General features: G+C 46.3%; 12 protein-coding genes. 3 read left to right on the top strand and 9 right to left on the bottom strand.

The annotated features are described in order from the left end of the window. Window positions 1-119: 119 nt before the first annotated feature. Window positions 120-1,298 carry a hydroxymethylglutaryl-CoA synthase gene (locus FKX92_RS07825; protein ID WP_149565999.1) on the top strand — a complete coding sequence of 393 codons (1,179 nt, stop codon included), beginning with the start codon at window positions 120-122 and terminating at the stop codon, window positions 1,296-1,298. Next, window positions 1,295-2,569, top strand: coding sequence for a hydroxymethylglutaryl-CoA reductase, degradative (locus FKX92_RS07820; RefSeq protein ID WP_002919713.1), 1,275 nt, complete (start codon window positions 1,295-1,297; stop codon window positions 2,567-2,569). Before FKX92_RS07825 ends, FKX92_RS07820 begins: the two co-directional genes overlap by 4 nt. A gap of 39 nt (window positions 2,570-2,608) precedes the next feature. On the opposite strand, the gene fni is transcribed toward FKX92_RS07820, so the two are convergent. The 8 genes from fni to gla form a co-directional block, all read right to left on the bottom strand. Further along, window positions 2,609-3,616, bottom strand: a complete 1,008-nt coding sequence (fni, locus tag FKX92_RS07815) for a type 2 isopentenyl-diphosphate Delta-isomerase (protein WP_149565998.1) — start codon at window positions 3,614-3,616, stop codon at window positions 2,609-2,611. Beyond that, the gene (locus FKX92_RS07810; RefSeq protein WP_125346874.1) at window positions 3,597-4,616 is read right to left on the bottom strand and encodes a phosphomevalonate kinase; all 1,020 of its coding nucleotides are present in this window, start codon (window positions 4,614-4,616) and stop codon (window positions 3,597-3,599) included. The genes fni and FKX92_RS07810 overlap by 20 nt, the downstream gene beginning before the upstream one ends. Then, window positions 4,606-5,553, bottom strand: coding sequence for a diphosphomevalonate decarboxylase (gene mvaD / locus FKX92_RS07805; RefSeq protein WP_125346873.1), 948 nt, complete (start codon window positions 5,551-5,553; stop codon window positions 4,606-4,608). The genes FKX92_RS07810 and mvaD overlap by 11 nt, the downstream gene beginning before the upstream one ends. After that, entirely contained in the window at window positions 5,535-6,413 is an 879-nt protein-coding gene (mvk, locus tag FKX92_RS07800) for a mevalonate kinase (protein ID WP_125382087.1), read from the bottom strand. The genes mvaD and mvk overlap by 19 nt, the downstream gene beginning before the upstream one ends. A 150-nt stretch (window positions 6,414-6,563) precedes the next feature. Next, window positions 6,564-7,499, bottom strand: a complete 936-nt coding sequence (locus FKX92_RS07795; protein WP_149565997.1) for a serine hydrolase domain-containing protein — start codon at window positions 7,497-7,499, stop codon at window positions 6,564-6,566. Continuing rightward, complete coding sequence (locus tag FKX92_RS07790) at window positions 7,496-8,230, bottom strand: CppA N-terminal domain-containing protein (RefSeq protein ID WP_149565996.1); 735 nt, start codon at window positions 8,228-8,230, stop codon at window positions 7,496-7,498. Before FKX92_RS07790 ends, FKX92_RS07795 begins: the two co-directional genes overlap by 4 nt. 95 nt (window positions 8,231-8,325) lie before the next feature. After that, the gene (locus FKX92_RS07785) at window positions 8,326-9,609 is read right to left on the bottom strand and encodes a DUF308 domain-containing protein (protein ID WP_149565995.1); all 1,284 of its coding nucleotides are present in this window, start codon (window positions 9,607-9,609) and stop codon (window positions 8,326-8,328) included. Between the two features lie 63 nt (window positions 9,610-9,672). After that, complete coding sequence (gla, locus tag FKX92_RS07780; protein ID WP_002914417.1) at window positions 9,673-10,536, bottom strand: aquaglyceroporin Gla; 864 nt, start codon at window positions 10,534-10,536, stop codon at window positions 9,673-9,675. A gap of 104 nt (window positions 10,537-10,640) precedes the next feature. Between gla and FKX92_RS07775 the strand changes: the two genes are divergently transcribed. Beyond that, window positions 10,641-12,929: a Xaa-Pro dipeptidyl-peptidase gene (locus FKX92_RS07775; RefSeq protein ID WP_149565994.1), complete on the top strand. Its 2,289-nt coding sequence runs from the start codon at window positions 10,641-10,643 to the stop codon at window positions 12,927-12,929. Between the two features lie 38 nt (window positions 12,930-12,967). Here FKX92_RS07775 and FKX92_RS07770 read toward each other — a convergent pair whose 3' ends face one another. Further along, window positions 12,968-13,381 carry a glycosyltransferase gene (locus tag FKX92_RS07770; RefSeq protein ID WP_187759408.1) on the bottom strand — a complete coding sequence of 138 codons (414 nt, stop codon included), beginning with the start codon at window positions 13,379-13,381 and terminating at the stop codon, window positions 12,968-12,970. Window positions 13,382-13,397: the final 16 nt, after the last annotated feature.

Below are 13,397 nucleotides of genomic sequence, written 5' to 3'. Positions count from 1 at the left end.
AATACATCTTAAGCCTGATTTAGCTGAGATTAGATGTTTTTTGTAAGAGTTTTATTCCTAAGTATGGTAAAATAGTTTTCGGAATATACTAGAATAAAAGGATTTAAAGAGGTCTTATAATGACAATCGGAATCGACAAAATCGGTTTTGCGACCAGTAATTATGTCTTAAAATTAAATGATTTAGCTGCAGCCCGTGGGACTGACCCAGACAAGCTTAGCAAGGGGCTCCTACTCAAAGAACTAAGCATTGCTCCTCTGACTGAGGATATTGTTACCTTGGGAGCGGCGGCAGCAGAACCCATCCTGACAACAGAGGACAAAGAAAAGATTGATATGGTCATCGTGGCTACTGAGTCAGGGATTGACCAGAGCAAGGCGGCAGCCATTTTTGTCCACGGCCTTTTGGGCATCCAGCCTTTTGCCCGCAGCTTTGAAATCAAGGAAGCCTGCTATGGAGCTACTGCTGCACTGGACTATGCCAAGCTCCATATCGAAAAACATCCAGACAGCAAAGTTTTGGTGCTAGCTAGCGACATTGCCAAGTATGGCATTAACACACCTGGCGAGCCAACCCAGGGAGCGGGAGCTATTTCTATGCTGATTAGCAGCAATCCCCGTATTCTTGCTTTCAATGATGATAATGTAGCTCAGACACGCGATGTCATGGATTTTTGGCGCCCAAATTACTCGACAACGCCTTATGTCAACGGCCTCTATTCAACCCAGCAATATCTGGATAGCTTAAAGACAACTTGGGTGGAGTACCAGAAGCGCCACAAGCTAGCTCTCAAAGATTTTGCGGCCTACTGCTTCCACTTGCCTTATCCAAAACTGGCCCTTAAAGGCCTCAATAAAATCATGGATAAAAGCCTGCCCCAAGAGCAGCAAGACCAGCTCAGAAAGAACTTTGAAGCCTCTATTCTCTACAGCCAAAAAGTTGGAAATATCTATACAGGCTCCCTCTTCCTAGGCCTCCTGTCTCTTTTAGAAAACTCTGACAACCTCAAGGCCGGCGATCGGATTGCTCTTTTCGGCTATGGCAGCGGGGCTGTCTCTGAAATCTTCAGTGCCAATTTGGTAGAGGGCTATGAAAAGCATCTATCTCAAACACGCCTAGAGGAATTAAACCAGCGTCAAGCTCTTTCCATCGCAGACTACGAGCGCATCTTTTTTGAAGAAGCTGAGCTGGATGCGGAAGGCAATGCCCGCTTCTCTGACTATGAAAACCAAAGCTTTGCTCTGGCAGAAATTGCAGAGCACCAGCGCAAGTACATCAAAGTTGAGAAATCATCATGAAAGTAAACTGGACTGGATTTTCCAAAAAAACTCCTGCTGAACGGCTGCAGATGCTGAAAGAAAAGGGACTTTTACAAGATGAACATTGGCAGCTGCTAGACAGTCAGCAGACTTTGCCTCTGGAAACGGCCAACCAGATGAGTGAAAATGTACTGGCCACTCTAGCCTTGCCCTACTCTCTAGTGCCAGACTTTTTGGTGGATGGCAAAAGCTATCAAGTTCCTTTTGTGACAGAAGAGCCATCTGTTGTAGCAGCGGCTAGCTTTGCGGCTAAGATTATCAAACGGTCAGGCGGATTTGAGACCGAGGTTCACAAACGCCAGATGATTGGGCAAATCGCCCTCTATCAGGTTGATAATCCAGACCAAGCTATTAAAAATGTTCTCAAAAAAAAGAAAGAGTTACTGGAGCAGGCCAACCAAGCCTATCCATCAATTGTTGCCCGTGGGGGCGGAGCTAGAGATCTCTGGCTGGAGCCAAAGGAAGACTTCCTCATTTTCTATCTATCTGTGGATACGCAGGAAGCTATGGGAGCCAATATGCTCAACACCATGCTGGAGGCCCTCACCCTTCCTCTGGAAGATCTGACTGGCGGTAAGAGTCTGATGGCTATCCTGTCAAACTATGCAACAGATAGCCTAGTAACAGCCCGCTGTGTCATCGACTATCGCTTTCTCAGTCGGGATAAGGCTGAGGCAGAACTTCTTGCGGATAAGATGCAGCTGGCCAGCAAATTAGCTCAGGTCGACCCTTACCGGGCAGCTACCCACAATAAAGGTATCTTTAATGGTATTGATGCTTTGGTGCTGGCTACTGGAAATGACTGGAGGGCTGTGGAAGCCGGTGCTCACGCCTATGCCAGCCGAGAAGGAAGCTACCGTGGCCTCTCTACTTGGACGGCAGACCCATACAAACGCCAGCTTCATGGTCAGATGACCCTGCCCATGCCCATTGCAACTAAGGGAGGCTCCATCGGCCTCAATCCAGCAGTGGCAGCCAGCTTTGACTTGCTGGGGCAGCCTCAAGCCAAGGAATTGGCTTCCCTCATCGTATCGGTCGGATTGGCACAAAATTTCGCTGCCCTCAAAGCCCTGGTCAGCACTGGCATCCAAGCCGGACATATGAAATTGCAAGCCAAATCTTTAGCATTACAAGCTGGAGCCCAAGGCGAAGAAATTGCTGCTGTAGCCAATCGCTTAACAGCCATGAAGACTTTCAACCTCGCTGCTGCTCAAGAAATACTAACTGACTTACGAAAACAGGACAAGTAAAAAGGCCTTGATGGCCTTTTTTGTATGTCTTTATGCTTTTTAGTCAATCTGTTCCTGAGCTTCTTTTAGCCGACCGTAGAGTAGATAGGGAACATTCTTTAATTCTTGCAAGTTTCGGCAGGATAGGGCGCACATGATGAGACGCAGATCTGATTTCCAGCCTTCTACAATATCAATAACTTCTTCCACTGAGTGATTTTCCACCAAGTCCAGCATGGTACGAGAGAGGCCGACCGCCTTGGCTCCTAAGACCAAGGCTTTGATCATATCCAAAGGATGGCGGACACCTCCACTAGCCAAGAGTTCGACCTCATCGCGCAATAGCTGAAGCGCCAACAGGCTCTGCAGAGTAGATTGTCCCCAATCATTGAGGTAGTCACGATTGCCACCCCGCTGATTTTCAATATAGGCAAAGCTAGTGCCGCCCCGACCAGAAAGGTCAAAAGTCTGAATCCCCAAGGAGCGCGCTTCTTCAACAGTAGAGCGATCCATGCCAAAGCCAACTTCTTTAAGAATTAGGGGAAGATCCAGTCGCTGACTATAATCAGTCAAGTGCTGGAGCCAAGAGCGAAACTCCCGCTCGCCCTCTGGCATCAGCAATTCCTGCATGAGATTGACATGGACCTGCAAAAAGAGGGGCTTCAAATCAGCTACTGCCTGCTGGGCGGCTTGATAAGGCTTGTCCAAGCCGATATTGGTAGCCAGCAATAAATTAGGCCGACCAGCCGCCACCCGATAGGAAGGATCAGAAGGATTCTTCAAGGCCGCGCTGTAAGAGCCAGTTACAAAAAGAAGGCCGCAACTTTCAGCTACTTGAGCCAGCTTTTCATTGATTTGACCGCCTTTTTGGCTGCCGCCAGTCATGGCATTGATGTAAAAGGGAAACTCCCAGTCACGACCAGCAAAGTGAGTAGATAGATCAATCTCCGCCAAATCATACTTGGGCAAAGAACGGTGAACCAGTTCCATTTCATCAAAACTGTTGTAACCCGGACGCTGCTCTAAAGCGTATTTGATATGGTCGTCCTTACGATTCTGACTCATCATGGCCCATCCTTTCTCTGTATAATAGCTCAATGCCAGCTGCTTGCCAGGCTTGAATCAGTTGGTTGCTGGATGCGGCATCAAAGCTGAGAGCAATCCCGCAGTCCCCACCGCCGGCACCGCTACTCTTAGCCACACAGTTCAGTCCCTCTGTTGCTTCCTTTAGGGCTTTCAGCCTGTCTGTATAGATAGCCGGACTGAGCCTTTCTAAGAGCTTACTAGCCTTTTCCAAACTGGACTGAATAGCGGGCTGCTCTCCTGCTAATAAAGCGCTCTCCAAAGCATCAACCTGCGTCCTACTGCCTGTCAAAAAGGACTCTGAAATAGCTGACTTGACTTGATTGACCAAGTCCTTAGAAATCGCCGGCTGCTTGGTCCAGCCAACCAGAAAATCCATGGCTAAGCAAGGCTTAATGCTGCGAATTTCAAAATCCCAATCCTCTGCTAGTAATTGCTGTAAATCAACTTTGTCCATACGCTTACGAACCAATTCTCTATCAAAAGACCGATAGTATATCAAGTCTTCATAGGCAATACAGGCCAAATCTCCCATGGAACCATTGTCTCCGCACTTGAGGAGGACGTAGGAAGCCAGCTTAAAGAGTAGCTCTGGCTCTAAGTCCAGCTCATAAAGTGCTCCCATAGCCTTGATGGTCAGAATAACAACACTACCGCTGGAGCCAATACCGAACTTCTTGCCTTCTCTTTCCATCTTGCCACTAATCTTCAGAGAAAAAGGCTGAAGTTGGTAGCCTAAAGCCTGCAAATAAGCATTCATAACTGCTACCGTCTCCTGAATCAAGGCATAATCAGGGTCTGGCTCTAGGTTAGCACTATGATCAAACATATCAGATGTCAAGTGATAGGCAGAGGTTGTCTGGATTTCTCCCGTCATATAGATAGGAATGGCCTTGATAATGGCTGGCTGACCTGCTGTCAGCACTGCATATTCACCCGCCAGATAGAGCTTGCCACAGGTTTGGACTCTTGCACTAGTCTTCATCTGACAAGTCCTTTGTTTTAGAGACGATAAGCCGGTAGTCCTTCTCAAAAATAGCCACCAGATGGTCTAGGTCTTCCTCCAAGCAGAGCACCTTGACATTGGGCCCTGCGTCCATGGTAAAGTAGCAACGTTCGCCCTGCTCCCGCAGCTTTCTGACAGCACCCATAGCTTGGTAAGACTCCTCTGTCAGATAAGAAAAGGGCGGATAAGCTTTTTCTGTCGTAGCATGCATCCGAAGAGCATTTTCTTCCGTCAGCTGACCAACATTGGCAAAATCATTGTCCCGTAAATAACCAAGCATGGCCTGATAATCCAAGGCAGACTGGGCAATCCAATCTGGGAAAATCGTGGAAGTTTTGGCACAGAGCTCCATACCGTCGCGGCTGGAAATAGGCTTTTTCTCATCGTGCAGAACCAGCATAATCATGGCTAGCTTCAAATCTGTCTTTACTGGATAAATGGCCCCGTTGTCCTTATCCCAGGCCGCTAGCGAACCAAAGAAAGAGCGAGCAGACGATCCTGAAGCAAACTTGGCCAGCTGAGCCAGCTCTTGCGTTTGATAGCCCGTATGAAAATAAGCATTGCAAGCCTTGACAAGGGCTGACAGACCGCTGGAGCTGGAAGACAGACCCGCTGCTGTTGGCATATTGTTGCTGGTATCAACGCGGACAAAACCATCTTCTGGAGAGCGAAAACGGTCAATAATCTTACTGATTTTGGCATGTTCTGCCGGGCTTTGCAACTGACCGTCAATATAAAACTCATCTCCAGTTGCTGTGGCCGGCAAAGGACTCAGCTGGGTCTCGGTATACATATTTTCCAGTGTCAGCGAGATACTGCTAGTAGACGGAATCATCTTTTCTGCATCTTTCTTCCCCCAGTATTTGACAATTGCAATATTGGCATAGGATTTGACACTTACAGGCTTTCGATCCATGTGTTAATGGCCCCTTTCTCTCTCAATAAGGCGGCTAAGGCCTCCGCCTGATTTCTTTCTCCTACAAGAGCAATGACACAGCCACCCAGACCACCGCCGCTCATTTTAGCTCCCAAAGCTCCGTTTTCAAGAGCTGCCGCTACTAGCTCATCTGCTTTCTGGCAAGAAACCCCTAGCTTGGCTAGCTTCTCATGAGCCTTGGTCATAGCTTGTCCCATTGTCATCAGGTCCTTGATAGAAATGGCTTTCTCAAGGATTTTCGTTAAATTCCCCAATTCCTGCAGCAAGGGCAGAGCCTTTTGACCCTGACTTTCTACAGCACGGATAGCTTCGCGGGTATGACCGTGAATGCCCGTATCTGCAATCACTAAAAAGGCATCCAGATCCAGCTCTATTTCACTGAAACCGAAATTGCGGATAAACTTAATAGCTACATCGCTGAGGCAGGTCTTGGCATCAAGGCCGCTGGGATTCATATGGGCAATCATCTCTGCCCGATTGGCTAGAATCTCCAGTGTTTGGTCATCCAGCTCTTCCTCAAAGTAGTCAAAGACCGCCCGAATAGCTGCAATACTAACCGCGGCTGAAGACCCCATTCCCCTCTTCTCAGGGACCATGGACTCCACCTGACAGCGAATCTTAGCCCCCTGCCGACCGAGATGTTCTAGACAGGCAAAAACAGCCATAGACAGCGTATCCTCAGCATAGAGGGTCCAGGCCCGCTCAGACGGAAAGACCTGACAGGTCACTTCAATACGATTAAGGGGCAGGGAAATGGCCGGATAGCCGTAGACCACCGAATGCTCTCCCATTAAAATAATTTTACTATGTGCCTTGCCGACACCGATTTCTTTTGTCATATTCTTCTCTTGTCTGTAGATTCTCTCTATCTTATTTTAATATACTTTGGCAAAAAAAGCGATTTTTATTAAGAGAAAATCACTGGGGCTAGAGACCGATATTTATATAGGCAGACACGATAAAACTCCGGGGCTTGCAGCCGGAGTCTTTTAAAGTTCTCTTCTTATCAGGTCCATCAGCTGGTTACGATCTAAGATCCATTGAGCCCGCTCGTCTTTTTCATAGGTCCGGTTGGACAGGAAAATAGCCGCCTTTTGCTCCTTGCGATTATACATGATAAAGGTTCCTGTGTAACCAGTGTGATCCAGCCAGCTGCCCTCCAGATTCCAAGCTAGACTGCGTCTTTTGCCAGACACCTTGGAAAAATTCTGGGTCAGATTTGCCGCAAAGTCATCCTGCAGATAATGCTCTAGAAATATTTCCAAATCCCTGAGGGTTGAAAATAAGCCAGCACTGCCAGCATGGATGCCTAGAACACGCGCCTTGGGATCATGAACCTGACCATCTTTGACACCGCGAACGGTCGGCACAGCTCCTGAAACTGGTCCAAAACCTGTCTCAGCCAAACCCCAGGGCTGGAAAATCTGACTTTGAAAAATCTGATCCAAGGCCTGACTGTAGATCTCTTCCAACATAAAGCCCAAGAGCAGAAAATTCACATCCGTATAGCGGAAGGTCTTATCTTCAAGCACCGTCAAATGATTGAGTGCTTCTTTCAACTCGGGAGCTGTCAGCTGATCACGATTAGGAATAAAGGGATCTAGTCCTGATGTGTGGGTCAAGAGCTGACGCAAGGTCACATCTTCTTGATGAAAGGCCGGATAATAATGCTGTAAGGGCAAATCCAGTTCCAGCTTGCCCTGCTCATACAAAAAGGCTGCCAGAGTACCAACTCCGACCACCTTGCTGACGCTAGCCAAGTCATAGACCAAACCCACTTGAGTGGCCTTTCCTTCTTGCGGAGCAGCTAGACCAAAGTAGAATTCCTGCCACCGGCCAGCTTGGTACAAGGCCAGACTAGCACCGGGATAGATACCATCTTTTAGCTGTTCTTTGATTTTACTGATGATGTTTTCTAGAGTCATGCTTCAAACCACAATTCAATCTTGCTCGAATCCTGACTCAGTAGGAACTTATCTGACTTGGGTACAAAGATTTCGTGCCCTTCAAAGACAGGACGCAGGGCAGCGGTTTCTAAACGATTGACCTGAGCTTTGAGCATGGTCAAGTCCCAAGTTAGGGCGTTGTCTGCCTGCAAGTCTTGTCCCTCTGCTTCTGTAAAGGTCAGGAAATCCAGCGCATTTTCAATCTTGCTGTAAAATTCTTGGGCAGCATTGGCATCAGGCACACGAATTTCTACCGTTTCTATCTCAAATTGACTAAGACCGATAAAGTCCTCTTGCTTTTCAAATTCAGGCGCCGCCGTGACCTCTTGCAGATTTGCTCTATTCTCTTCTGCATGCAGGAGAATTAGGTCGCCCTCTGGTGACAGAGCTTCAAAAGCATAGCCTTTCTCTCCTTGATAAAGCTTAGTCCAAGCAGGCTTTTGAGCCAATAGAGACTCGATTTCTTTAGCGTCTGCAACCTTGACAACGATTCTGGCTAATTTTTTAGGACCTTTTACTCGCCGCGACCGCATACTGGGTGATTCTTCCAGCTGCAGTTTCTCTGTCTTGGTCTGATCTCCTAAGGACAGAAAAGCAGCTTCCTCTAAAAGAGCCTTCATGCCCAGCTGATTTACAAAAAACTCTTGATTTAAATGACGATTATTTATTTTTAATACAGGGATAATTCTAATAATATGATTCGCGCTCATAATTCCTCCAAACCATTTTATTGTAATGGATTTTCATCTTTTTGACAAGAAATTATGCGCAAATAAACAATTTTTAAAACAAGATGGCCTTGGATTTATTGGTAAATGGTCTGAGCAATGACCAAACCTCTAGCGGACTCAAACTCGTACTGCAGATAGGACTGGTAGGTACCGGGCGCGATAATACCACGAATATCCAGAGTATCTGTCCCAGCCTGCCCAATAATCGAATCTGCTAGCAGGCAACAGTTGGTCGACAGGACAAAATACGTCTTGAAACGACTGGTTTTAAACTTATACAGCTGCGCTCCTAGTTCATGCTTCAACTTGTAGGAGTATGTTGGCTGGCCATTTTTCAGTTCTGCTGGCGGCTCCCATTCTACTAACAGCTGATCAATTTCAGCCAGGCGCTTCTCAACCGCCTCTTTCTCCTTATCTGTCAAAACCAGAGAATAACCAAAGAGTGTTTTCTTGCTTTCTTTTTTGCAAAGCTCAATATAAGCGTCTTTAGGAACCTTGAAGAGAACACCGTCTCCAATCATGCCCTTGCATCGCTCAGAAAAAACATCATAACTGCCATAAGAAATCACTTGTCCCTGATAGCAAATATCTACATGACCAATGGCCCCTAATAAACTTGTCTTTGAAGTATGAACCAAAACCTCTAAGTCCGACTTTTTATCTCCACTCTTAACAAGACTATAAACATTTTTACGATCAGAAGCTGCATCTCCCTGAATCAGTCGATTAAAGTGTTCCAGATTTTCTACCGGAATAAAGGCTGCAAAAATAATAGGTAGGTTAATACGAATTTGCCTACGCAGCCGATGTTTTTCACGGTCATTATCAAAAAAGAGGCCATCCCGGATATTGGACATTCCCAGCATCATCAAATAGATTCCCAAAATCAAAAACTGCAAGTGTCCGTCAGTCGCAGGCGAAAGAATAGTGGTCAGTCCAATCCCACCATAGAGAATGGTATCAAATAGATAGCGCAAACCTCCCTTGACATGATTTTGCCGATAAAGCAGATAGGTCACTCCGTAAATACCTGCGGTTAAGAGCTGGTAGCTACCCAAACTGATAATCACAATATTGACAGGCACATCACTGATTCGGTTGAGCCAGCTGATACCCATAGCGACTGCAATCTGAAGCAGACTATGCCAGACAGCCCCTTCTTTCTTGCGCGTAAAAACATGAAGAACAATATTTACCAAGCCAACAACCGTCAGATAAAACGAAATAAAATCGAAGGCCAGCTTGGTAAATCTGAAGCCATTGACAATGATAATCAGGCCAAAAACAAGGGCTAAAAAGCCAAAGAGTAAGGTTCTGCGGCCACTGATCTTATGATATTTTGATACTTGCATCTCCATCTTTACCTTCTCTATCGTTCGAAAAAAGAGCTGGGGAAATCCCCCAACTCTGATCTTATGTGCTTATCCGTAGATTGTTTTAAACAAGAGGACTGCTGTGATACCTGCAAGAATCGGTGCCACAACTGGAACCCAAGAATACCACCATTTTGAATCACCCTTGTGTTTACCCAAAACAGATTCTGGCAGGATGAAGTGGAGGATACGAGGTCCGAGGTCACGAGCTGGGTTCAGCCCAGGTCCAGTAGGGCCTCCCAGAGAGGTTACCAAAGCCATTACCAAGAAACCAAGTGCCAAGTGAGCGACTGAAAGACCAGCTGCAGTATGCGGAGCCACTTGCGCTTTCACAGCTGCATCAGTCAACTGCTGACCAGATTGCTCAATAAATGGTTTCAAATATTGTAACGCTTCTGCACCAAAGAAGTTCTTAGTCAAGCCTAGAGCAGCAAAGAAAAGAACAAAAGAACCAACAAATTCATTGATAAAACCATTGAACAAGGCTGCTTTACGTGATTCAGGTGTGCCATGGTCTAGGCTAGAGATAGTAGAGAAAGTACCTAAGATATTGTTAGGATTTTCTGTTTTCAGATAGTAAGGACGGTGGGTCGCAACGACCAAGGCCTGTCCGAAGATAGCTCCCAAAATCTGTGCTGCAATGTATGGCGCAACCTGTGCCCAAGGGAAATACCCGCTGACAGCAAGTCCCAAAGTAAAGGCAGGGTTGATATGGTTACCAGACACATTACCAAACATCAAAGCTGGAATCATGACCCCCATACCGTATCCGACAGCGATGACTAACCAACCGCTCTGATGTCCCTTAGTTCCTTTTAATTCAACATTGGCAACAGCTCCGTTCCCCAAGACAATGAGGATAGCTGTTCCTAAAAATTCTGTGGCGTATTTAACGACCCATTCGAAATCCATTTAGTGATACTCCTTAAATATTTTTTAGACAAAGTCTATTTTATCAAGTATAATGGATAATGTAAAGGTCATTTTTTATAAAAATAAGAAAAAGAGGGAAGAATATGCGTTTTAATCAGTATAGTTATGCAAAAACGAAACGGGAAAATATGTTGATAGAATTAGCTGAATTAGGCTTTTTTTATGACAGCAATCGCTCTGATAAGGAAAATCTCGAAGATTTTCTCCGCACCAGCTTTTTCACTTATAAAAATACAGATTATCCCTTGAAATCCTGGGCTGCTGACAGCCAAACAGACCTGCTGAGCTTTTTCCAGTCTGACAGAGAACTGACAGCACCTATCTTTTACACTGTGGCCTTTCAGCTGCTTGAGTTCTCGCCCTTTATTGATTTTACAGATGTTGAGGCCTTTCGCAAAGAAACGGGCTTTCCCATTACATTTGGAGACTTATTGGAAAATCTCTACCAGCTGCTCAACACTCGGACAAAAAATGGTAACCTCTTAGTTGATAAGCTAGTCAGCGAGGGGTTAATTCCTGAGGACAATACCCACCACTACTTCAACGGCAAGAGTCTGGCAACCTTTTCCAGCCATGATGCCATCCGTGAGGTGGTTTACGTAGAATCACGCGTGGATACTGATCAAGACGGTCGTCCGGACCTCATCAAGGTCAGTATTATCCGCCCTCGTTACCAAGGACAAGTCCCTGCCGTCATGACTGCTTCTCCTTATCATCAAGGAACCAATGATCCCGCCAGTGACAAGGCTCTCCATGATATGAATGTGGACTTAGCAAAAAAAGAGCCTCATCAAATCACAGTACAAGATCCTGAGCTTAAATTGCTCCAGCTGGATTCGCCAGCTCCTGCCCAAGAAGTCTCTGAAGCCGAGGAAAAATTGGGTCATATCGGCACCTACACGCTCAATGATTACTTGCTGCCCCGCGGCTTTGCCAATCTCTATGTGTCTGGCGTGGGAACCAAAGACTCTGAAGGACTGATGACCAGCGGCGACTATCAGCAGATCGAAGCCTATAAGAATGTTATTGATTGGCTCAATGGCCGCTGCAGAGCCTTCACCGACCACACACGCCAGCGGGAAATCAAGGCCACTTGGTCCAACGGAAAAGTGGCTACGACCGGTATCTCCTATCTAGGCACCATGTCCAACGGGCTGGCTACAACTGGAGTAGATGGACTGGAAGTCATCATCGCTGAAGCTGGGATTTCTTCTTGGTACAACTACTACCGCGAAAACGGCCTTGTCACAAGCCCTGGCGGCTATCCAGGAGAGGATTTTGAATCCCTGACCGAACTGACCTATTCCCGCAACCTGAGGGCTGGTGACTACCTGCGTAACAACGACGCTTATCAGAGAAGCCTAGAGCAGCAGCGCAAAGACCTAGACCGGCAAACCGGAGATTACAATCAATTTTGGCATGACCGCAACTACCTGCTCCATGCAGATAAGGTCAAGGCTGAAGTCGTCTTCACACACGGCTCTCAAGACTGGAATGTCAAGCCTCTCCATGTCTATAATATGTTTCGGGCCTTACCGCCCCACATCAAAAAGCACCTCTTCTTCCATAACGGTGCCCATGTTTACATGAACAACTGGCAGTCCATCGACTTCCGTGAGTCTATCAATGCTCTGCTGAGCAAAAAACTGCTGGGTTGTGAATCAGACTTCGAACTGCCAACAGTCATCTGGCAGGACAACAGCCAAGCTCAAAACTGGCTGACCTTGGAAGACTTCGGTGGACAAGAGCAGAAACTTCAGCTCCAACTAGGCCAAAACTGCCAATCTATCAAAAATCAATACCCAGAAGAAGACTACAATCGCTTTGCTAAAAATTACCAAAGCTTTAAGACTGAGCTCTTTGACGGCAAAGTCAACCAGATTACTCTGGACTGGACCTTGGAAAAGGACCTCTTTCTCAACGGAGCGAGCCAGCTCAATCTTCGCCTCAAATCCAGCACTGATAAGGGACTGATTTCTGCTCAATTACTGGACTTCGGACCAGCTAAGCGCCTCACACCGATTCCTACGCCTATTGAGCCTAGAGTCATGGACAACGGCCGCTACTATATGCTGGACAATCTGGTTGAACTGCCCTTTGCCGAAACGCCTCATCGCGTCATCACCAAAGGTTTTCTCAACCTGCAAAACCGGACCAACCTACTGACTGTCGAAGAAGTCACTCCTGACCAATGGCTGGAATTTTCCTTTGAACTGCAACCAACCATCTATAAGATGAAAAAAGGCGACCAACTGCGCCTCGTCCTCTACACTACAGACTTTGAGCATACCGTCCGTGATAAGACCAATTATCAGCTGACGGTAGATTTGGAGCAATCTAGTCTGGATTTGCCAACCATGACATCACATTAATAAAAGAAAAAGACGCTGAAATTCAGCGCTTTCTTCTTTTATCGTAGATTGAGATATTCCTCTGCATATTTTTTATAATCCGGCTTTTCCTTGCGGTTCATAGCAAAGAGCATACTGCCTGTGAGATAGTCATCGTCTGAATCAGGAATTAACATAATAGCAGTGTTTTTATCTTTCTCAGGAAAGACGATAGAAAATGTTCCGCCATTATCTTTCCGGGTCAGGCCATAATAACTCACCCCATTCTTAAAACCAACTGCATTTTGAGTATACTCATACTCTTCTTCGTTGACAATAATGGTCTTATCTTTTATTTCAATGGTCTTTTGTTCACCGCTAGCGTCCTGTACATTCCATTTTCCCTGAATTTTTGGGCTGCCGCTGCAGCCAATTAGGATGAAGAGGGATGAGAGCACTACCAACAGAAAACCTTTTATCTTCTTATTTTTCAAGTTGTCTTCTCCTTGA

The organism is Streptococcus sanguinis (assembly GCF_008329445.1).
Lineage (GTDB): Bacteria > Bacillota > Bacilli > Lactobacillales > Streptococcaceae > Streptococcus > Streptococcus sanguinis_O.
Note: the sequence above shows the minus strand (reverse complement) of the source record. Positions and strands in the feature narration are given on the sequence as shown.

Bases quoted from the DNA above. Each gene is read 5' to 3' on its own strand.
- FKX92_RS07825 (WP_149565999.1), top strand. From the start codon at position 120: ATGACAATCGGAATCGACAAAATCGGTTTTGCGACCAGTAATTATGTC.
- FKX92_RS07820 (WP_002919713.1), top strand. From the start codon at position 1,295: ATGAAAGTAAACTGGACTGGATTTTCCAAAAAAACTCCTGCTGAACGG.
- fni (WP_149565998.1), bottom strand. From the start codon at position 3,616: ATGATGAGTCAGAATCGTAAGGACGACCATATCAAATACGCTTTAGAG.
- FKX92_RS07810 (WP_125346874.1), bottom strand. From the start codon at position 4,616: ATGAAGACTAGTGCAAGAGTCCAAACCTGTGGCAAGCTCTATCTGGCG.
- mvaD (WP_125346873.1), bottom strand. From the start codon at position 5,553: ATGGATCGAAAGCCTGTAAGTGTCAAATCCTATGCCAATATTGCAATT.
- mvk (WP_125382087.1), bottom strand. From the start codon at position 6,413: ATGACAAAAGAAATCGGTGTCGGCAAGGCACATAGTAAAATTATTTTA.
- FKX92_RS07795 (WP_149565997.1), bottom strand. From the start codon at position 7,499: ATGACTCTAGAAAACATCATCAGTAAAATCAAAGAACAGCTAAAAGAT.
- FKX92_RS07790 (WP_149565996.1), bottom strand. From the start codon at position 8,230: ATGAGCGCGAATCATATTATTAGAATTATCCCTGTATTAAAAATAAAT.
- FKX92_RS07785 (WP_149565995.1), bottom strand. From the start codon at position 9,609: ATGGAGATGCAAGTATCAAAATATCATAAGATCAGTGGCCGCAGAACC.
- gla (WP_002914417.1), bottom strand. From the start codon at position 10,536: ATGGATTTCGAATGGGTCGTTAAATACGCCACAGAATTTTTAGGAACA.
- FKX92_RS07775 (WP_149565994.1), top strand. From the start codon at position 10,641: ATGCGTTTTAATCAGTATAGTTATGCAAAAACGAAACGGGAAAATATG.